The organism is Pseudomonas sp. PDM25 (genome assembly GCF_019219045.1).
Lineage (GTDB): Bacteria > Pseudomonadota > Gammaproteobacteria > Pseudomonadales > Pseudomonadaceae > Aquipseudomonas.
In genome coordinates this window covers 381234-403046 of the sequence record NZ_JAHUWL010000001.1, presented here as the reverse complement: position 1 = coordinate 403046, position 21813 = coordinate 381234, and the positions used below count along the sequence as shown (strand labels likewise).

Annotated in this window: 11 protein-coding genes; 6 read left to right on the top strand and 5 right to left on the bottom strand. The window is 60.7% G+C overall.

Going from position 1 to position 21813, the window contains the following annotated elements:
* The first annotated feature begins 2 nt into the window (after nucleotides 1-2).
* The gene (locus tag KW848_RS31655; RefSeq protein WP_256364992.1) at nucleotides 3-134 is read left to right on the top strand and encodes a hypothetical protein; all 132 of its coding nucleotides are present in this window, start codon (nucleotides 3-5) and stop codon (nucleotides 132-134) included.
* The gene (locus tag KW848_RS01550; protein WP_218534950.1) at nucleotides 134-877 is read left to right on the top strand and encodes a LuxR C-terminal-related transcriptional regulator; all 744 of its coding nucleotides are present in this window, start codon (nucleotides 134-136) and stop codon (nucleotides 875-877) included. Before KW848_RS31655 ends, KW848_RS01550 begins: the two co-directional genes overlap by 1 nt.
* A 144-nt stretch (nucleotides 878-1021) precedes the next feature.
* Here the strand turns inward: KW848_RS01550 and KW848_RS01545 are convergent, their stop codons facing one another.
* A complete protein-coding gene (locus tag KW848_RS01545) occupies nucleotides 1022-5629 on the bottom strand; it encodes a DUF5801 repeats-in-toxin domain-containing protein (protein ID WP_218534947.1) in 4608 nt (1535 codons plus the stop codon).
* Between the two features lie 529 nt (nucleotides 5630-6158).
* On the opposite strand from KW848_RS01545, the gene KW848_RS01540 reads away from it, so the two are divergent.
* Genes KW848_RS01540 through KW848_RS01530 form a run of 3 tightly spaced genes read left to right on the top strand, consistent with a single transcriptional unit; the run spans nucleotide 6159 to nucleotide 10577 of the window.
* The gene (locus tag KW848_RS01540; RefSeq protein ID WP_111451668.1) at nucleotides 6159-7880 is read left to right on the top strand and encodes a type I secretion system permease/ATPase; all 1722 of its coding nucleotides are present in this window, start codon (nucleotides 6159-6161) and stop codon (nucleotides 7878-7880) included.
* Nucleotides 7873-9225, top strand: a complete 1353-nt coding sequence (locus KW848_RS01535) for an HlyD family type I secretion periplasmic adaptor subunit (RefSeq protein WP_111451667.1) — start codon at nucleotides 7873-7875, stop codon at nucleotides 9223-9225. The genes KW848_RS01540 and KW848_RS01535 overlap by 8 nt, the downstream gene beginning before the upstream one ends.
* Nucleotides 9226-9227: 2 nt before the next feature.
* Nucleotides 9228-10577, top strand: coding sequence for a TolC family outer membrane protein (locus KW848_RS01530; RefSeq protein ID WP_218534945.1), 1350 nt, complete (start codon nucleotides 9228-9230; stop codon nucleotides 10575-10577).
* A gap of 873 nt (nucleotides 10578-11450) precedes the next feature.
* Here KW848_RS01530 and KW848_RS01525 read toward each other — a convergent pair.
* The gene (locus KW848_RS01525) at nucleotides 11451-16277 is read right to left on the bottom strand and encodes a glycosyl hydrolase family 28-related protein (protein WP_218534944.1); all 4827 of its coding nucleotides are present in this window, start codon (nucleotides 16275-16277) and stop codon (nucleotides 11451-11453) included.
* A gap of 400 nt (nucleotides 16278-16677) precedes the next feature.
* Between KW848_RS01525 and KW848_RS01520 the strand changes: the two genes are divergently transcribed.
* Nucleotides 16678-19287 (top strand): EAL domain-containing protein, encoded by a 2610-nt coding sequence (locus tag KW848_RS01520; protein WP_218534939.1) that lies wholly within the window; start codon nucleotides 16678-16680, stop codon nucleotides 19285-19287.
* Nucleotides 19288-19306: 19 nt separating this feature from the next.
* Here KW848_RS01520 and KW848_RS01515 read toward each other — a convergent pair whose 3' ends face one another.
* From KW848_RS01515 to KW848_RS01505, 3 genes are read right to left on the bottom strand one after another with little or no spacing between them, the layout of a single operon-like run.
* Complete coding sequence (locus KW848_RS01515) at nucleotides 19307-20200, bottom strand: hypothetical protein (protein WP_192409313.1); 894 nt, start codon at nucleotides 20198-20200, stop codon at nucleotides 19307-19309.
* Nucleotides 20167-21156 carry a twin-arginine translocation pathway signal gene (locus KW848_RS01510; protein WP_218534937.1) on the bottom strand — a complete coding sequence of 330 codons (990 nt, stop codon included), beginning with the start codon at nucleotides 21154-21156 and terminating at the stop codon, nucleotides 20167-20169. The genes KW848_RS01515 and KW848_RS01510 overlap by 34 nt, the downstream gene beginning before the upstream one ends.
* Nucleotides 21153-21806, bottom strand: coding sequence for an alginate O-acetyltransferase AlgF (locus KW848_RS01505; RefSeq protein WP_218534935.1), 654 nt, complete (start codon nucleotides 21804-21806; stop codon nucleotides 21153-21155). Before KW848_RS01505 ends, KW848_RS01510 begins: the two co-directional genes overlap by 4 nt.
* Nucleotides 21807-21813: the final 7 nt, after the last annotated feature.

Genomic DNA, 21813 nt, shown 5'->3' with positions numbered 1-21813 from the left:
ACATGTGCAAGCTGTTGATTGTTATTCCTATTGTCTCTGTCTTCGATCACGGTGACGAAGTGAGCGAGTTGCTGATCCAGGAAGGCCAGTGGATGGAGGTCACGGTTCATTTTTCAAGGGAGTCAGTAAAGTAATGACGACCCACAGAAAACCAATACGCGTGATGCTGATCGATTGTCGTCCCCTCGTTCTCATGGGGCTTCACGACTTGATCAATGCCAGGAAACCTCAGATGGAAGTGAGCGGCCAGGCCACCACCTATACCAATGCGCTGGATCTTGCCGATCAGTTGCGTCCCAATGTCATTTTTTTCAGTTTCTTTCCAGATGCGCTGAACCCGCTGGAGGTCGTCGCGGAGCTCACCCGCAGCGCCGAAATGAAGTTACTGGTGCTCAAGGGCCTGTACGAAGCCGTCCCCGTTGCCCAGGCAATAGAGGCGGGCGCACGCGGCATCGTGCTGGCGGAAGACCCGACGGAATCGATCATCCAGGCCATCATCACGGTCCACCACCGCGACGTCGGACTGGATAGAGCCTGGGCCGGTGGGCTTTCCGGCTATGCCGCGACCGGACATATACACTTGAAATGCAATCTGGAGCAGGCGAAACAGGCACGGCTGACGCTACGCGAGAGAGAACTGATTCGCGCCATCGTGGGGGATCCGTCCGCCAAATACATGAGCATCGCCGGGCGTCTGGGCATCAGCGAGCACACTGTGCACAACCACCTCAGCAACATTTATCAAAAGCTCAATCTCATCAACCGCATCGACTTGCTGATGTATGCGCTGAAGCACGGGCTCACCAACAACGAAAAACCACCCGAGTCCACGTGGGTGGAAATGGATTTGGCTTCACGTCAAAACAAGACGCTCTGACTGATACCCCGCCACGTTCTTTAAGCCTTGTGGTGCTCGAGAGTTCACCACGGATGCGATCCGCGCGGATCTCATATTGGAACTGCAAAAAACAATGCGAGGGTGGTTTTCGCCACCCTCGCATCCTTTCACGCGCTCGCTGTATCAGGCACTGCCATGAACAATGTCGGTACTCAGAAGATCGACCCCGACCAAGGTGATGGTCGTGACTTGTCCGCCAGTTTCGGCAATCGTCACGATGCTGTCTGCGCCGGAGTTGTCGATCGATTGGACAACGGAGTTCTGATCGCCGTTGAGCACCAGCGTGTCTCGCAGGTTTGCGCTCGCATCGAAGCCGGTGACCTGATACCGGTTCGCAGTGGCTGACAAATCGACGTTGAAGGCATCACGCTCACCGCCCGTGCCAATCAGGGTGAAGTCGAACTGTGCGCCGGCCAAGTCGTTGGCGAACAGGTTGGCGTCAAACGTACTCGTCGCCGAGTCCCCATCCTTGTCCGTCAGCGTCGCGTTGAACGTCAGCTTGACATCGCTGGCCAGGTTCTCGGTCTCCTGAATGAACTCGATCGTCGGGATCTTGATCACGCCCAGGCCCATCGTGAGTTGAACCGCATCAATGAGTTTCGGGTCCGCTGTATCGATGACGAAGGACGTCTTTCCTCCAGCCTCCGAGGTCAGATCAGCGGCAAGCACCTTCGTCTGAGCCGAAGTCGTGCCGTCATCGTAGAAGATCTTGTAGTACAGCTCCTCCGTTGCCGGGTTGTACCCCTGCACCGAGTTGTCGATGAAAACTTTCATGCCCGTCAACAAGGTCTCGGGATTGATGACGAAACTCTCGTCACCGGCATTGATGCCTGCCGTCCCGTTGCCATCCAGGTTGTTGTTGGCAATGCCGATGCCGGACGTGCTGACGTTCATGTTCGCGGTGCCGATGAATGTAAACCCGCCGGCTTCTATTTGCGTTTCGGTGAGGTCGTGCGCTCCCAGTCCGATGGCGGAAAATATGTCGCTTGAGCTAGTGGTCGCGTTAACACCAAAAAAGACAATCTCCTCAGATGGCGAAGGGATAGTCGGCGGATCCTGCGCCGGGATTAACAATGTGCGCACGGGATCCGGGCCGCCGGCACCGAGCGAGCCATCGTTAGTGCTTTGGACGATCGTCGAACTGAAGCCTTGCACCAAATCCAGCGTATAGCTGCCATTGTCATAGGCGGTCAGCGTGTAGTCGACGCTGGTATTTGCCGTGGAGGCGTTATTGTCGAAATCGCCGGTCAACGTCCCGGCGAAATGGTACGCGCCATTGGCGTCCGGTGAGGGCGACTGCTCGGTGAGCGTGCCGGTCCCGGTCGTGGTCGTGTTGTCTGGCCTGACGAGAGTGAACTGGTCATTCACCAACGAAATATCCAGACCGGCTGCACCCAGCCCGTCGGCACCTGCCGCCTTGTCCCAGAACCCGTATTGTGGAAGGACGCTACCGGTTCCGATCAGGTTGCCGAACGCGAGTGATGGGCCGTCGTCCTCGAACACCAGGTTCTGGCCGATGTTGAGCGTCGCCTGGGCGCTGTCACCGTCTCTATCGGTCTTGGTCGCCGTCAGCGTTATCAGATTGTCCGCCGACAGAGTCTTCGAGTCATCGGGATTGCTGGCGTCGGGATGCACCACCGCTCGGAGCTGGTCGAGCGTGACGTCGCCGTTGGCGGCCAAGGTGGCCGTGAACACCAGCAGGTTGGAGGAGGCCGTGCGGCCTTCCACCACGCCACCGTTGAGTGACAGGTTCACCGCCTGGCCCGAGGCCGTGTCCACCAGCCCGGAGGCACCCGTCACCACGCCCAGTGCATAGGTCAGCGTGCCGGCGCCATCAGCGCCAAACGCCGAGCTGAAGTTGGCGGCAAAGTTCTTGGTGTCGTTGGTCGCCAGGACGGTCTCGTCCACCGTCAACGTTGGCTCGGTGCCAGTGGTGCTGATGCTTGGCCCGTCGTCCTTGAACACCAGGTTCGACCCGATGTTGAGGGCGGCATGGGCACTGTCGCCGTCCTTGTCGGTTATGGTCGCTGTCAGCGTCACCAGATTGTCCGCCGTCAGGCTCTTCGAATCATCGGGATTGCTGGCATCGGGATGCACCACCGCCCGTATCTGGTCAAGCGTGACGTCGCCATTGGCGGCCACGCTGACCGTGAACACCAGCAGGTTGGTCGTGGCCGTACGGCCTTCCACCACTGTGCCGTTGAGCGACAGGTTCACTGCCTCATTCGTGGCCGTGTCCACCAGCCCGGAGGCACCCGCCACCACGCCCAGTGCATAGGTCAGCGTGCCGGCCCCATCGGCGCCAAACGATGAGTTGAAGTTGGCGGCAAAGTTCTGCGTGGCGTTGGTCGCCAGGACGGTCTCGTCCACCGTCAGTGTCGGCTCGGTGCCGGTGGTGCTGACGCTCGGTCCGTCGTCCTTGAACACCAGGTTCTGGCCGATGTTGAGGGCCGCCTGGGCGCTGTCGCCATCCCCATCGGTCTTGGTCGCCGTCAGCGTCACCAGGTTGTCCGCCGTCAGGCTCTTCGAATCATCGGGATTGCTGGCATCGGGATGCACCACCGCGCGTATTTGGTCGAGCGTGACGTCGCCATTGGCGGCCACGCTGACCGTGAACACCAACAGGTTGGTCGTGGCCGTACGGCCTTCCACCACGGCGCCGTTGAGCGACAGGTTCACTGCCTCATTCGTGGCCGTGTCCACCAGCCCGGAGGCACCCGCCACCACGCCGAGCGCATAGGTCAGCGTGCCCGCGCCATCGGCGCCAAACGCCGAGGTGAAGTTGGCGGCAAAGTTCTGCGTGGCATTAGTCGCCAGGACGGTCTCGTCCACTGTCAGCGTCGGCTCGGTGCCGGTGGTGCTGATGCTCGGCCCGTCGTCCTCGAACAGCATCTTGGAGCCGATTTCAGTTTTCGAAATAGAGGCTTGGACCAATGTGAAGCCACCCACATCAAAATCGGCGTGGTTATTACCCTTGGCGTCGAGGGCTGCCCCGTTCTCGACGAGCACGCGGTTGTGATCCGACGCTGTGGTGTATTCAATCTGGTACCCGGCCAAAACGCCGGTGATGGTAGCAACCCCACCGGATAAGGTGATACCAATGGCCGGATCATTCACCGATCCGTTTGAATTCTCGATCACCACCCCGGCGCTATTGAAGACGCGAACATTGGTGATGGCAATTGACGTATCACCCGCATAGCCGTTGATGAAATTCACGCCAGGTTCAGCAGCGGTAGTGAATGCACTGACTTTTACCACGGCACTCTTGCCGCTTTGCAACTGCACGACGTCGAAACTGGCCATCTTCGCATTGAAGACGTCGGTAAAGTCGATGTTGGACTCAACATCTGCTTCGGTCGGACTCAGGTTGGGAATGGTCACATCCTGCCTGGCACCCGTGACGAATGAAAAACGGATGCCTTCCTGTTCCGTAATCATCTGGTTGTTGGTGCCGAAGGTGGTCGGGTTGGCCGCCTGGCTGGTGATGATCGTGTCGCCAGTGTTTATATTGGCGCCGCTTGACTCGTCTGCGGGGTCCTTGCCAGTGGCGATGATGGTGGGATCCGTGATCCGCAAGACACCCGCGACATCGACAACTGTCGGGTTCGCCTTCGTGAACATCAGGAACAGGTTCGCACCGGAGGGCACACCGGCCAGACTGAACTCCAGGTCCTGACTGGCTCCGATGAACACCTTATTCAGCAGATTGAGCGAATCATCGGCGTTCGTAGTATCTGGATGCTTAAGCGGTTGATACTCCACGGTCCAGATCTTGCCGCCCGAAACCGGCGATCCGGTTTCTTCGATATAGGCCGCGAACACGATCGCGCCGGTCGAGCCACCGGCTCGGCCCAGAACGATGTTGTCGTTGTTCGCATCCGTATAGAGAAAGATGCTGGTGCCATTGAGGGTATCCAGTCCACTGTCCAGGCCATTGAGCGGTGCACCAGCGCTGTCGACGAAGCTGATATTGGTAATGCTGGCTCCGGGGTCAGCGGTGACGGTGAACGCATTGCTGCCCGTGTTGCCCACGGCACCGGTATAGCCACTCAACGCTGCACCCGTTGCGGTACCGGCACCCAGTGCAGTCAATCGGGCAGAGAAGGTCGAGGGCAGGGAGGTCACCAGAATGTCGTTGTCGTCAGCGTCTCCCGCAGGGCTTGGCGTGGCGGCGGCGTTCTGCAACCCGGCCGTTTCGTCCAGCGTAACGTTCGCGCTGGTGGCCACGACGCTCAGACCGCTGTCCGTAAATGACGTTGTCGCCACTGTGTCGTCACTCGTACCGAACACACGATCGTCACCCGAAGAGGCCGCGGTGAGCAGAAACGTCGCACCAGCCGAGTCGTCTGGATTCACGTACCACGAGGTCGTGACGCTGCCGTTGACTTGGCCGTCAAGATCGCCGGCACCGCCATCGGTCACATACCAGGGCTCGTGTCCCTCGCCGGTGTCGGTATCGAGCACGTCGTCGGGCGTGCCCCATAGGTTATCCGCGCCGGCGCCGGTGGCGTGTTCCACTTCGAGCATCACTGTGCTGCCGGCGGCGAAGCCGCTGGCCGTAATGGTGGCGGTGCTGCCAGGCGCGTAGTCGCTCAGGTTGGTGGTGACGGTCGGAGAATATGGGGGGGCGTCGTTTGCGTTGACGCCATGGCTGATGGGTAACGGATCGGCACCGGTGTTATCGGCCTGGTTGCTTGTTAGCGATGAGTTTTTCTTTTGATTAGCCATGATTTTCTCCAGAGCAACTAGGGCCATCGAGGCCTGACCGTAGACTTTGTACTGCTATAGCTTGCAACTATGTGTAAGCGCCGGGGATTGCGCATCGGCCGATACTCCCAGGCGGGGTGGGAGTTTCAGACTACTTGGGAGAGGAGCAACGGGATGAGGAATGAGGACGTACTGCCGGTGCTCAAAGCCGCCCGGGCTTTAACCTCCAGCGCGTCCAGCAGAATTTGAGTCGGCTCAGGTGGCCGGGTCGGGGGCAGCTTTTTTGACGGAGGTACACGACGTCCTGCTTGCCGAAGCGCTCGTCCACTTGCCGTGCAACATCCCCGCCCGTCACCCACATGCAAACCCCGCCCATCGAACCGGCACTAACCCGTGGTTGCGCGGTCAGTAAATGGCGCCTGTAGCGACGAGGATCGTCTCTGATAGCGGCACATCAGGTTGCGTTTAGTGTTTTCTCTAAAGCCTTAGGGCAAAAAACCAGCGATGGATTGCGTCTTGGACCGACTATTTCTTTTGCGGGCGTCACTCTATGGGTTTGCTTCTCGATCCGCGTCATGACATTGATGCCGCTTTATTAAGCTATCGCCGGGTGTTTTGGTCGCTGGCCCTGTTCAGTGGGGTGATCAACCTGCTGGTGCTGGTGCCGTCGCTCTACATGATGCAGGTGTACGACCGGGTCCTCACCAGCCGCAACGAAACCACCTTGTTCATGCTCACCTTGATCGCCCTGGGACTGTTCATGTTCAGCGCCCTGATCGAGTGGGTACGCGGTGAGGTGATGATTCGCATGAGCGCGGGGCTGGACGATGCCTTGGGCGAGCGGATTTTCGACGCCGCCTTCGCCCGCAGTCTGCGCGAGCACAACGCCAACCCGGCGCAGGTACTCACCGATCTGGCGACGTTGCGGCAGTTGATCACCGGCCAGGGCCTGATCGCCTTGCTCGATGCGCCGTGGTTGCCAATTTTCCTGCTGGTGGCGTTCATCTTTCATCCTTGGTTCGGCGTGCTGACGCTGGTTCTGGCCCTGGTGCTGATCGGTCTGGCGCTGTGGGGCGAGTTGGCGACTCGCACGCGTTTGGGCGAAGCCAATCGCCTGGGCGTGCAGTCGTCGATCTATGTAAACAGCACGTTACACAATGCCGAAGTCATCCAGGCCCTGGGCATGCTCGGGCCGTTGCGCCAGCGTTGGAGCCTGCTGCAGCAACGCATCATTGCTGCCCAGGCCCATGCCAGCGACCGCGGCGCGCGTATCACTTCGATGACCCGTTTCGTGCGCATCTCCGGACAGTCTCTGGCCCTGGGCCTGGGGGCGTTGCTGGTGCTTGAAGGCCAATTGTCGGCGGGCATGATGATTGCGATGTCGCTGCTGCTGGGGCGTGCCCTGGCGCCCGTGGAAATCGCCATTGGCTCGTGGAAGCAATTCAACTCCGGCCGCCAGAGCTACCAGCGCCTGAGCCAACTGCTGGCCGAGCATCCGCGCGAGCGTCTGCGAATGCCTTTGCCACCGCCCACCGGCGCAGTGCGTTTGGAGCAGTTGTATGTCGGCCCGCCCGGCGCCTCGCAACCGATCCTGCGTGGCATCAATTTCAGCCTGGCCAAAGGTGATGTGCTCGCCGTCGTCGGCCCCAGCGCCAGTGGTAAATCAACGCTGGCCAGGGCGATGGTCGGGGTATGGCCGGCGTTGGGCGGGTCGGTGCGCCTGGACGACGCCGAGATCAGTCAATGGTCCCACGACGCCCTGGGTCCGCACCTTGGATACCTGCCCCAGGACATCGAGCTGTTCGACGGCAGTGTGGCCGACAACATTGCCCGCTTCGGCGAGCAGGATGCCGACAAGATCATCGCCGCCGGGCGTCACGCCGGCATTCACGAGATGATCCTGAGGTTCCCCAAGGGTTACGACACACCTCTGGGCCCCGGCGGGCTTGGCTTGTCCGGTGGACAAAAGCAACGCCTCGGGCTGGCTCGCGCACTCTATGGGCGCCCGTCGCTGATTGTGCTCGATGAGCCCAACTCAAACCTCGATGAAGCCGGAGAGCTGGCGCTGGTGCAGGCCATCACTGCGATCAAGGCTGCTGGCAGCACCGTGGTGCTGATTACCCACCGGCCTAATGTGCTGGCCGTGGTCGATTACATCCTGGTGCTCAAGGACGGCACTCAACAAGCATTCGGTTCACGGGACCAGGTGCTCAAGGCATTGATGCCGGGGCCTAGACCGGCCGCGGTCAAGGAGACTGGCGAAGATGCATGATCTGACCCCTGAGCAGCGGCTGAGCGTGCGCGGCGCCACAACATTGCCCTGCGCCAGTACCGACGCCGGAGGCGCGGCACGCTATGGTGTGGGTTTCCTGGTCCTGACGCTGGGCGGCTTCCTGCTCTGGGCCTGCCTGGCGCCGCTCGACCAGGGTGTCGTGGGCAGCGGCACCGTGGTGGTGGCGGGCGAACGCAAGGCTGTGCAGTCGTTGGTCGGTGGGGTGGTGGAAAAACTGCTGGTCAGCGATGGCGACCGCGTCAGCCAGGGGCAGTTGCTGGTGCAGCTCAATACGGTGCAGGCGCAGTCGCAACGGGACGTGACGCTGGGCAAGTTGCTCAACGATCGCAGCGTCGAAGCGCGGTTGATTGCCGAGCGCCTGGGCTCGGCCGAGATCCAATGGCCCGCTGAACTGCTGGAACATGCCGATGAGCCGCGGGTCAAGGCCGCCATGGCCTTGCAGAGCCAGTTGTTTCTGACTCGCCGCGCAGAGCTGGGCAGCCGTTTGCAGATCATCGAACACGAAGCCGTGGCATTGCAGCAGCAATTGCTCGGCTACGAAGGCGTCAAGCGCAACTACGACACGCAGATGCGCTTCCAGCAGCAGGAGCTGGAAGGCCTGCGTGATTTGGCCCGTGAAGGCTACGTTCCGCGCAATAAACTTTTCGAGGCCGAGCGCAACGCAGCCCAATTGGCCGGGCAGATTGCCTCCGGGGTGGGCGATGTGGGCAGGACCCGCCAGGCGATCAACGAAAGTCGCCTCAAGGCCTTGCAGGCGCAGCAGGAATTTCGCCGCGATGCCGAAACCCAGCTCAGCGAGGTTTCTGCCGAGGCGGCAGGTTATGCCGATCAGATTCGTGCCTTGCAGTTTGAAGTCGACAACGGTGCGATCCGTGCGCCGGTGTCCGGGCAGGTCATGGACGTGAGCCTTCATACGGTCGGGGGGGTTGCGCAGGCCGGCCAAACCCTGATGCAGGTGGTGCCGCTGGATGCGCCGATGGCGATCACCGCGCGTTTTGAGCCGCTGATGGCCAATAAGTTGCGCCCGGGGCTGCCGGTGCATGTGCACTTCACCGCGCTGCAACGGGTGGATACGCCGACGGTCACCGGTACGGTGACTACGGTGTCGGCGGACCAGTTGATCAATGAACAGACGCACCAGCCGTACTTTTCCGCCAAGGTCGAAATCCCCGCCGACACTGTCGCCTCGCTCCAGGCCGCCGGCCTGCTGGTGCGCCCCGGCATGCTCGCCGATGTCACGGTGGTGACGGGGGAGCGCACCTTGATGAATTACCTGATGAAACCTTTGCGTGAACGCTTGCTTGCAGCCTTCAAAGAGGAATGAGCATGACCGATCGTTGTCGCTATCGCTCCCGTGCGTTGCTGGGTTTGTATATCAGTTGGGCCGCGATCAATCCCGTATGGGCCGCCGAAAAAGGCCTGAGCCTGACCGCGGCGTACGACGCCTCGCGCGCCAATGACCCGACCGTGCAATCGGCGGCCCATGCCTTTGATGCTTCGAAGCAGGAAGAGGCGATTGGCCGCGGCGGCCTCTATCCGCAAGTGTCGTTGACGTCGCGCTACGGCTACGGTGGGCGTATCGATGGCGGCGACGACCGCAGCTACGTCAACAGTAATGATTACCAGGCAAACAACGTCACCCTGGCGGCGCAACAACCGCTGTATGACAAGGGGCGCTGGGCGGCGTATCAGGAGGGCAAGGCGCGGGGGCAGTTGGGTAACCAGCTATTCGACGTTGCCGGCCAGACCCTGTACGACCGGGTCGCCAAAGGCTACTTCGACGTCGCCCGGGCTGAAAACGAGATCAAGTTGATCGCCCAGCAAAAGGCTGCCATCAGTGGATTGGTGACGCAGAGCAAAAAGCTTTATCAGGGCGGCCAAGGTGCGATCACCGATATTGATGAGGCCCAGGCGCGGCTCGATCTTGTCGAAGCCCAGGAGACTGAAGCCCAGGCCCGCCGCGTGGCCGCGTTGCGGGCATTGTCCGGTCGCGCCAGCGTGCCCATCGATGACATCCAGCCGATGCGCGAAGAACTCGCCGCCGGTAGCCCGATCCCGCCGGAGCAGGATTTGCCGTACTGGACGGCGGTTGCCCGTGACGCCAGCCCCGAGCTGGCAGCCCGGCTGGCAGCGGTGAAAGTCGCCGAGGCGCAAGCCGACAGTCAACGCGCCGGGCATTATCCGACCTTGTCGCTGACCACCCAGCTAACCCGCCGGGAAACCCGTCAGTACCAGGAACTCGATCCGCGCCAGGACAGCTATTACGTGGGGGTGCAGCTGGATATTCCGTTGTATCGCGGCGGGGCGGTACGCGCCTCGGTGGCGAAGGCCGAAGCGCAACTGGCCGGTGCCCAGTCCGACTACGATGTGCAGCGTCAACAGTTGGCCGAGGACATCGAAGCCGATTATCTGGGCGTCGTGGCCGGGTTCACCAAGAGCAAGGCGATGCAGCGGGCGGTGGAGTCCAATCAGCGGGCCCTGACCTCGACGGAAAAAGGCTTTCAGGGTGGAGTGCGTTCCACGGTGGATATTCTTGATGCACAGCAGCGGGTGTTCCAGGCCCGCCGAGACCTGCTCAACACCAAACTCGACATGCTGCAAAGCTATGTCAGCCTGCACACCCACACCGGCCAGATGAGCCGCGGCGTCCTGGAGCAGGTGCAGAACCTGTTCTGAGCGGCGGGTCGCGACCAGGTTCAAGACTGATGCCTATGTGCCGAGCAGGCCCACACACATTTGATCTGTGGCTGTCCTCGATTTTTCAGGCACAGTAAATCCCCTGTAGGAGTGAGCCTGCTCGCGATAGCGGTGGGTCAGCCTGCATCAGTGCTGAATGTGCCGCCGTCATCGCGAGCAGGCTCGCTCCCACATTTGATCTGTGGTTGTCCTCGATTTTTGTGGCACTGCCAGTCCCCTGTGGGAGTGAGCCTGCTCGCGATAGCGGTGGGTCAGCCTGCAGCAATGCTGAATGTGCCGCCGTCATCGCGAGCAAGCCCGCTCCCACATTTGATCTGTGGTTGTCCTCGATTTTCGTGGCACTGCCAGTCCCCTGTGGGAGTGAGCCTGCTCGCGATAGCGGTGGATCAGCCTGCATCAATGCTGAATGTGCCGCCGTCATCGCGAGCAGGCTCGCTCCCACATTTGATCTGCGGTTGTCCTCGATTTTTGTGGCACTGCAAATCCCCCTGTGGGAGCGGGCTTGCTCGCGAAAGCGGTGGTTCAGCTTGCATCAATGCTGAATGTGCCGACGCCTTCGCGGGCAAGCCCGCTCCCACAGTTGATCTGTGGTTGTCCTCGATTTTCGTGGCACTGCAAATCCCTTGTGGGAGCGGGCTTGCTCGCGAAAGCGGTGGGTCAGCCTGCAGCAATGCTGAATGTGCCGCCGCCTTCGCGAGCAAGCCCGCTCCCACATTTGATCTGCGGTTGTCTTGGATTTTTGTGGCACTGCAAGTCCCTTGTGGGAGCGGGCTTGCTCGCGAAAGCGGTGGGTCAGCCTGCAGCAATGCTGAATGTACCGCCGTCATCGCGAGCAGGCTCGCTCCCACAACGTCAGGCTGTAAAGTCGCTGGCGTGCAGCTCCTTGACGCCCACCAGTTCGAATTCGAACTCGGGGGTGGCGTCGGCGTTGACACTGCCGGAGAGAATGCCATCGGCAAAGCGCAGTTGGCCGGTGGCGTTGGCAGGGTCGAAGGCGTTGCTGCCGATGAACGTGAAGGCGTCGATATTGGCGGTCAGCGGGTTGGCGTCCAGGCCGGTGAAGTCCAGATGATCACCCTCGGTGGTCTTGAAACCGTTGACCACATCGCGCAAAGCCCCGACGCCCATGTCCGACAACGCACCAAACGCGTAGGTGTCCGCGCCAGTGCCGCCGGTGAGGTTGTCAGTGCCTGCACCGCCGATCAGCCGGTCATCGCCCGAACCACCCACCAACGTATCGTTGCCCGCACCACCGTTCAGAACGTTCGCGGCGCTGTTGCCCGACAGACTGTCGGCGTAGGCGCTTCCCGTCAGGTTTTCGAAAAATTTCAAGGTGTCGAGCCCGGAGCCCACGGTGTTTTGTTGCGCTGACGTCGAGAGGTTTACGGTAACCCCGGACAGGGCGCGTTCAAAAGACACTGTGTCGTTGCCATCGCGTCCGTCCAGCACGTTGTTGCCGGCTCCGGCGAACAGCGTGTTGTCCAGCGCGTTGCCCGTGCCATTGGCGGCGCCCGTGCTATCGATATACAGACGCTCGACGTTGTTGGCGAGAGTATGGGCCGCCAGGCTGCTGTGCACGCTGTCGATCCCTCCAGGCACTGCATTGCTGTTGGTCTCGATCACGATGTCGTCGGCGTTGTCGACATAGTAGGTGTCGTTGCCATCGCCGCCGCTCATGCTGTCGGCCCCTGCAGCACCATTGAGCACGTTATTGGCGGCATTGCCGGTGATGAAATTTTGCCGCTCATTGCCGGTACCGTTGATGTCCGACGTGCCGGTGAGCACCAGGTTCTCGAGATTGGCACCCAGGGTCCAGCTGACCGAGGCCTGCACCGTATCGATCTGCGAGGTCGAGGTGTTGGTTTCCACGACGCGGTCGGACGCGTTATCGACCACATAGATGTCGTTGCCATCGCCACCGGTCATGGTGTCGGCGCCCAGGTGACCATCGATCGTGTCGTTGCCCAAAGTGCCCACCAGGGTATCGGCCTGGTCGGTGCCGGAAATCATGTTATGAGCGTTGTCGAAAATGTCCTGCACGCTGTTGTTGTCGTTAGGGTTGCCCTGGAAGCCGAGGTCACCGGCAATGTAGTCGGCCAGGCGCTGGCCGACGATCTCCGCTGACTCCTCGTGCAGGTGCCAGACGTCGTCGGGATACGCCTGCGGATCGACTTCGTGGCGCAAGGGGAGGTCGGTGTAGTCCACCGCCAGCTTTACGTCGGAGCGCTCGGCAGCGATGGCTTCCTGGGCGGCGCGGACATAGCCAACCCCCTCGACGATGGAGGCAATCTTCTCCTCCGAATAACCACGGATACGCGCTGCGTCCTGCTCGTAGTGACCGGTTTCCATCAGGTACACGCTGAAGCTGCCGAACTGGGTATGCAGGTAATCAAACACCTTCAGGGTCGCGGCCTTGTAGGCCGCTGCTGCCGCTGCCTTGTCCGTGGCGCGGCCGATCTCCTGGGCGGCTTCCTCACCCTGGCCCCAAATGATGCCCATGGTGACGTTGTCTATGGATTGCAGTTCGGTGAGCTGGTCCCGCAGCAGCGTCACGGCGCGCAACAACGCAGGCCCGGGTTGGTTGGTGTCGGTCAGCCACCAGCACAACTTGAGTTCCTCGGCGCTGAGTGTCGACAGGCCAGTGACCGTGCTGCCGCCCACCGCGATGTCGATGCCGTTGCCATCCGCGTCGTTGAACTGGCTGCGCACGTCATAGGTTGTGTAGCGGTCCAGGTCGTTGACCAGCATCGAGGTGCCGGACTGATTGTCATCCTCCGTCATGCGCAGCAGGCGTGCATTGGATTGGCCGAGGACGGGCAGGTAGAGGATGTCCTGCTGGGCGCGCTCGCCGAACACGAAATCGCTGGCGGTCAGGGTGTTGAGGTAGTTGCCGCTGAGGGCGATTTCGAAGCGATTGCCATCGGCGTCGGTCTCGGCGGATTTGATGTAAGTCTTGTCGCCGGCCGCGTTTAGGGTCATGTACAACGTGCCATTGCTGCCATCGCCGAGGCCGAGAATGCCAAGGCCCGAAACATCGATCTTGTCGACGCCAACGGTGAAATCATAAATCGTGTCGGTGGCCGTGACACCGCCGGTGTCGTAGTCGCGGTAGCTGTCGAGTACGTTGGTGTAGCGGAAGGTGTCGGCACCGTCGCCACCGTACATCGAATCGCGTCCGGCGCCGCCATCGACGATGTCCGCGCCGGTGCCGGCCTTGATGGTGTCGTTGCCACCGAGACCGAGGATCAGGTCTGCACCCGCTGTGCCATTGAGGGTTTCGGCGTTGTTGGTGCCGGTGATGGTGTTGGCGGGCGCATCAGCCACCGCCAGGGCAAAACTGTCGCTGACCGATGCACCGGCCGGGTCCGTGGCTTTGACCAGCACGTTGTAATTGCCGGAGGCGGTGCTGGTCGGCGTACCGGTGAAGGTCAGGTTGGTGGCATTGAAGCTCAGCCAGGCGGGCAGGGCGCTACCATCGGCCAGGGTCGCGGTGTAGCTGAGGCTGTCGTTATCCGGATCGGTAAAACTGGTGGCCGGCACCGCGTAGTTGAACGGGGTGTTTTCGGTCGCGTTCTGATCCAGCAACGCCGTTGCCACCACCGGCGCATGGTTGACCGTTGGCGACGTGGCGAAGACGAAATTGGCACTGGTCAGCTTGTTGAGGTAGTTGCCGTCCAGTGTCACTTCGAAGCGGTTGCCATTGGCGTCGGCGGTCAGGGACTTGATGTAAGTCTTGGTGCCGGCACTGTTGAGCACCACGTACACGGTGTTGTTCTTGCCATCCCCCAGGCCGGTGAATCCAATGGCCGAGAGGTCGATCTTGTCGGCGGTGATATCGAAATCGGTGATCACGTCGCTAAGATTGGCACCGCCAGTGTTGTAGTTGCGGTAACTGTCCAGGCGATTGGAGAACGCAAAGATGTCCGCGCCAGAGCCGCCGGTGAGGGAGTCCATGCCGGCACCGCCGTCGAGCTTGTCGTCGCCCGCGCCGCCACTGAGGCTGTCGTTGCCCGCCAGGCCGAGCAGGGTGTCGGCCGAGTCGCTACCCAAAAGCGAGTCGCTGCCGCTGGTGCCGGTGATCACACGATTGAAGATGAAATTGCTGGCGGTCAGGGTGCTGGCCAGGTTGCCCGAGAGAATCAACTCGAAGCGATTGCCGCTGGCGTCGGCATCGTAGTCCTTGATGTAAGTGCGGTCGTTGCTGGCGCTGTAGCTGACCTGAAGGGTGCCGCCACGGCCATTGCCCAGGCCGGTGAAACCGAGGCCGGCGAGGTCGATCTTGTCTTGGGTGACGTCGAAGTCGGTGATGGTGTCATCGAAGCTTGCGGTTGCGTTGCGGTAACTGTCGGACTGAGCGACGAACCGGAACGTATCGGCACCGGTACCGCCGGTGAGTTTGTCGATGCCCGCGCCGCCCACCAGAATGTCGCCACCAGCACCGCCATTGATGGTGTCGTTGCCGCCAACGCCATAGAAAATCTCGCTGGCGGCACCGCCCAGCAGGGTGTCGTTGCCAGCCGTACCTTGCACGGTGGTCATCGGCACCGTGGCACTGACGTAGCTGCCGTCGCCATAGACCAGCGTGGCACCGTTGCTGGTGTGGCTGATGGTGTTGCCGATGATGGCGTTGCGATCGGTGCCGTCTTCATTGCGCTCTGCAACACCGTAGGTCGACAGGTTGCTGCCGGTGATGATGTTGCCCTGGATCGTGTTATCGCTGCCGTTGAAGTACTTGCCGGACACGCCCAGGGTGTCGTTGTAGGACTGGATGATGATTTCCGGTACGGGGTTGCCCAGGGAGTTGTTGCTGAGCGTGTTGTCGATGATCTCGACGTGGTTGCTGCCATAGATGCGGATCCCGGCGCTGGTGTTGTCGTGGATATCGACGCCGCTGACCGTCACCTCGCTGGACATTTTGATCAGCACCCCTTCGGCGCCGTTGCCGTACACCTCACCACCGGTGATGGTGATGTTGCTGGGGGAGGGAATGTCCTCGCTGCCGCGCTGCACCACGATGCCATTGCCGCCGTTGTCGTAGGCGACGTTGTTGGTCATGGTGAAGTCGTGGGTGCTGGTAACGACATTGAAGCCGTGGCGGTCATTGTCATAAGCGACGTTGTTTTCGAAGGTGCTGTCGCTGAGGAAGTCAGCAACGAAGCCGTCCAGGCCATTGCCGTGGGACACGCTGTTCTTGATGACCATGTTGACGGTCTGCTCGTGGGGGTCGAAACCGTACCCGGAGCAATCCTTGATCTCGACGCTGTCGAGGGTGACGTTGGAGTCGTAGCCTGCCTGGCCGGGAATGTAGCCGTTGAACCAACCGTCGATCTTGCCCGTAGTGTGATCACGGTTGCCGTCGATGGTGAGGTTGCTGACGCCAAAGTCATGGGTTTCCTCGCCATAGGCGGAGCGGATGACCCCCGTGATCTTGGTGTCGGAGCCGTCAGCCACTTTGACAGTGGTTGCGCCCATGCCATCGCCGTACAGGTAGACGTTGCTCTTGAGCATCAGGCAGCCGTCGGAGGGTTCCACACCTCCCGAAACGATATAAGTTCCGGTCGGCATATACACCTGCCCCCCACCTGCGGCTGCCGCTGCATCAATGGCACTTTGTATCGCCGCCGTGTCGTCGGTGATGCCATCTCCTTTGGCGCCAAAATTTTGTACGTTAAAAATCATGAGCTTATCTCCGTATCAGCCTAAAACCTCGAAAGATGCCAATATTCCATCGACAGCCACCGTGTTATGACCTAGCGGAGCGCAAAAGTTGTGACCGCACATCGGGGAAGTGTCAAAAAACCGAACAAACTGATCAGTGGTTATGCGGTATTTCGAGAAAACAACGTTCTGTTGACGCTCATTCAGCTAGCGAACAATCCCGCTCCCACAGGTTCCGCGATTACCGGCGTCGCGCTCGAAAGCCCGGCCGCCGCAAACAGAGTCAGAAAAAGTGGACTGAAGCTTCAGGGTTGGCTTGTCTCGCAAGACCCGACCGTTGAGCGGTTGAAGGCGATAGCGGGTCAAGGCATCGACAGTCGGGCCGATAAGGCCTGTAGTCGTTGTACCGCCTGGAAGCCCTATGAAAAGCAAGCCACTTGCCCGTCTGCCGCAGAAGCAAACCTCCAATCTTTCCCTGACCCGCATGTCTTTGATGGCCTTCTCTTGTCTGTTGTTATCGATCTTCCTGTTGGCCAGCACCTTGATTGTTTACATCGCCTTCGAGCAAAACCAGGACGCCGAGCGCCGCAGTCGCTTCTATGCGGAAAAGGCCGTGCAATCCCTGGAGAAGTCGGTTCTTTTGACGATCAAGGACTACGCATTCTGGGGCGATGCCTATGAGCACCTGCACAGGAAGGTGGATATCGACTGGGCATTTGTCCGCCAGAATGCCGGCTCGTCGCTGTTTAAGGACTTCGGGTTTGAGGGTGTGTTTGTGATCGATCCGACCGATCGTACGGTGTACTCGGTCATCAATGGGCAGCTGGAATCGGTCACCGCTGAAGACTGGCTGAAACAACCCATCACCGCGCTCATCGAACGTGCACGCATTGATGTCGAAGGCGAAACACCCATCAAGGCGTTTCTCGATGTTGACGGCACCCCGGTGTTGGTCGCTGCCGCGCCCCTGACGCCTGGCACCAACCTCCAGGTCGAAACGGATGACAGGCCAGCCTCAATACTGTTGTTCGTCTCCAGGCTCGATGCTGCCCGATTGAGCACCATGGCCAGTGATTTCGGGATTGCTCAATTGCGCGTGGCCTCAGGTGATAGTGCAGCGCTCGGCACATCGTTTTTGCGCCTGGGGGAAAGGGGTACGGCGGGCACCCTGCAGTGGACACCGGCGCAACCGGGGCATCGGTTGATGATCGTGGTGTTGCCGCTGATCGGTATCGCGGGGCTGATTATCGGACTGATGACCTGGCTTTTTCAGCGCCGTACCACGGCAGCTGCGCAAGTGATGGATGCCAGTTACACCTCCCTGCAGGTCAGTCGAACGGCGTTGGCGGCCAGTGAGGCGCGGTTTCGTGATGTCGCCGAGGCGTCCTCCGACTGGATTTGGGAAATCGATACCGGGTTGCGCTTCACCTACCTGTCAGAGCGTTTCGAAACCGTGACGGGACTGCGCAGGGCCGAGTGCCTTGGTCGTCCTATCGATGACTTGCTGGTGTCTGATCAGGGCCCACTTTCCCAGTGGTTGAAAAACCACTCGCGACGGGCCAACGCCATCTTGCAATGCAGTTATCTGTCAGGGGACGGGCAAGCCAGGATTTTCCGTCTTTCCGTGCGAGAAATGGAGGGGCTGGGCTATCGCGGCACGGCCAGCGATATCACCGAAGAAGTGGCGGCCCGCCGACGGATCGAATACCTGTCGCAACACGATGCGCTGACGGGCCTGGCGAATCGCGCCCGTATGCAGGAATTCCTCGATGGCAAACTCAAGGCTGCGCCGACCCTGAGTGATCCGTTGGTCATGCTCAGCGTCGACCTGGACCGCTTCAAACCGGTGAATGATCTGCTCGGGCATGCCGCAGGCGATCAGGTGCTCAACGAGGTCTCCAAAAGGCTAGGGCAGTGCTTGCGCTCCGATGACCTGGTCGCGCGAATCGGTGGCGATGAGTTTGTGCTGGTGGTGGCGAATATGGTTTCTCAGGATGAGGTCGAGCACCTGTGCCAGCGCTTGATCGATTGCATCGAACAGCCGTTCCAGATTGATGAGCATGAGGTGTTTATCAGTGCCAGCATCGGCATTGCCATGGCACCGGCTGACGCCACCCTGGCCGATGAGTTGCTGCGCTATGCCGACATCGCGCTGTATGAAGCCAAGGATGCTGGACGCAACACCTGGCGTTTTTACGCGGGCGACATGAATGCTCGAATCCTCGATCGTCGTCAGTTGGAAAGCGATCTGCGTCACGCGATCAAACATGATGAGTTGCGTCTGCACTTTCAGCCGCGCTATCAGATTGCCGGCAGGGTCATGGCCGGTGCCGAAGCGCTGGTACGCTGGGAGCACCCGGTGAGAGGGCTGTTGTCGCCCGACGTTTTCATTCCCATTGCGGAAGAAACCGGGTTGATTCTGCCGCTGAGCAACTGGGTACTGGACACCGCTTGCAGGGCCGCGTCGACCTGGCCCGAAGAGCTCTTTGTCTCGGTGAACCTGTCGCCGACAGAGTTTCAGCGTGGGCAGTTGGTGTCCAGGGTTCAGGCGGTGTTAACGCAGACCGGTTTGAATCCAGCCCGGCTGGAATTGGAACTGACGGAGAATGTCATGCTCGACGACGCCAAGGGCGCACTGCAGATCATGCACGACTTGAAAGCCTTGGGTGTGCGCCTGGCAATGGACGATTTCGGCACTGGGTACTCGTCATTGAGCTACCTGCGTTCATTTCCTTTCGACGGGTTGAAGATCGATCGCAGCTTTATCTCCGGGCTGGCCGCCAGCGGTGACGATCAGTCGATTATCGAGGCCATCGTCGGGCTGGGCAGGGCACTGTCGCTGACAGTCACGGCGGAGGGGGTGGAAACGATCGAGCAACTTCAGGCCTTGCAGGATGCCCGGTGCGATGAGGTTCAAGGGTATTTCTTGAGCCGGCCTATGGATGCGCAGGCGATTGGACACTTGATTGGCGTCCACGCGAAGCATTCAGGGCTGCGAACGCTGGCCGAAAGCGCTTTCGCTGAAAGTTGACACGTCAGCGGCGCACGCTTTACTGCACCAGTTGCTCGACCAACTCTGGCGTCACGTAGTGCGGCCCGTCGAACAGGTAGAGCGGATATCCGTCATAGGCCGCCAGTTGCGGCTTGAGCTCGGCAGCGGTCGCAGAGCGGAAGCCGCCACCAAAGTTGGGGCGGAAGGCTTCAACGATGATCCGCACACGATCTTTGCCCAGACGCTGGCTCAGGGCGTCGGCGTAGGTTCGCGCGACCGGTGCCGTGCGGGCGTACACGCCGACACCGTCCTGGAAGAACACGCCGATGTCATCCGGCAGCCATTGCTTGAGCCATTCGGCGGTGGCGACGGGGCCGATATTGGCACCGTCATAAACGCTGATCCACAACGGTCGCGGCAGCTTGGCCAGCAGCGCGGGCAGTTCTTTGGCACGGGTCCAGCTGGGGTCGACTTCAGCCGGGAAATACCAGCCGGTCACGTGTAACGGCGTAGGCAATTTGGCGATCCGTTCCGAGACGGCGGCCAGCTGTTCGATGTTGTCCCGTGAGCGGTTCTCGCTGAAATAACCCGCCAGTCCCAGGATCACATCCTGCGCCCAGGGTGCCTTGGCGATGCGCGCCCAATCGGGCAGCACCGGTACGGCGGGCAGGCCAGTACCGGGAACGAAGGCCTGATCGTCGACAACTGTCCATTGCACCAGCAGCTCACGCGCTCCCAGTTTTTCCCAGTGTCCGCTGATACCGACGGTCTTGTTGTCCGGCTGCCAGACGATGCCGACAAGCCCCGGGGCCAGGGCCTTGGTCTTCGTCACGTAGAGCATGCTGGTGCCTGCGCCGACGGTGACGGCAAACAACAGGGCCGCAACGGTCGCACGACTGGCGGTGTAGCCGAAAATGTTCACGGAAGTGCCTTTTGGAGACGTTGATGCCATTGGCTCAGCGAGGTGACGCCTTTGGCGTTCCAGTTGGCTGCTGCATCAGGGCCCAGGTGGAACTGGCCCTCGTTGAATTGCCAGACGATCACTTGCGGCTTGTGTTCGGCAAAATCCGCCGACTCCAAGTATTGCAGCAGCGTAGCCCACGGACCGACGTCGCCGGGGTTCCAGGTCAGTGCGACGGGACGGTCCAAGGCATTTGAGAGCTTCTGCGTAAACCCCAGGTAAGGCTGGACAAAGCTGTTGCCGATCACTTGGACCGGTGCCGGCGCATCGTCGATCAGCAAGTCGTTTTCGGCCTGATGGCGAACGGTGTAGATGTCGCGACCAATCGCCTTGCGCTTGATTGCGGGCAGAAAATTACTGGCCAGATCGCCGAACGCGCGTCTGTCGAACCATTGGCCCAGCGCCGCGCCACCACCGGGGTCACCTTGCAGGCGATAGCGCTCGGTAATCAGTTGCGCCGTGGCGTCTGCGGTGTTTTCGGCGCTCCAGGCTGTCCAGTGGTAGTCGGCGCGGTAAAACGCGGTCTGTTTGCCTTGCTCGGTCCGGTGCAGGATTGGCTTGATGTTCAGCGTGGTCAGGCCTGCTTGGGTCAAGTCGTTTTGCAGGTGGTCATAACGCTGCATCACGGCCACGCTCAAGGGTTGATCGACGGGCAGGCGCTGAGCATAAAACGGCGCTTTCATCGGCACCACCAGCACGACCAGCCCAATGTGTTCGCGTTGAAGTTGCTGCTGGAGTTCCCTGACCAGGGCAATGCTGCGGGCAGTACCGGTGTTGTCGACCTTGCTCAGGCTTTCCCAGGCCGGGAATAACCAGCCATCGTTGCCGGTGATCACCGCCGAGGCTGCTTGAACGCCGGTGCCTGGCAGGCTCGACAGCAGGCCAGCGATCATGGCGGTCATCGACAATCGACGGATAAAACGTTCGGGTCTGGATTGAAGGTTCATGGGGCGGTCTGGTCGACAAGGCCAATCAGCCGTGGAGCCTGACGGGAGCCGATCAGGAACAGGCTATAACGATCCCCGGCCTTGAAGGGCGCCAGCTTCAACGGCACGCTCGCATTCTCATTGCAGCTGGCAACCAGCGTCGCCTGCACCGGGTTGATCGTGCGCTGGGCTTGTCCGTTGAACGGCAGCTGGTTGAACACGGGAGCACCGTTGGCGAGTTTGACCTCGGCCTTGTCGCAACCGTTGGCCAGGTTGTAGACATTCAGTTCGGCGCGCAGGTCTTTACCGCGCAGTGGCGGGTCGATGACCAGACGTGGCGCCCGTGCCGGGTCGCTGTCGAGAATCAGCGTGACCCACGCACCTTTTGGTGCGCTGAGGCCTTTTATCTCGCGACCATTGACGGTCACGTGCAACGGCTGTCGCGAGTCCACGACCTGAAAGGGACTGGCCACTGCGGTCTGTGCGGCAAGGGCAAAACCCGGGCCTTGGCCCACCTGGACCTGCATGGCGGTATCACCGGGATTGACCACTCGCACCCAGGCGGAACCCTCGGGCAGTTTTGGCGCATACAGCTGGGCGATTTCAGGGGCGGCCTGTGCCCACATCGGGACCAGGCCAAGACCTAGCCACAAACACATTCGAACGTTCATGCAAGTC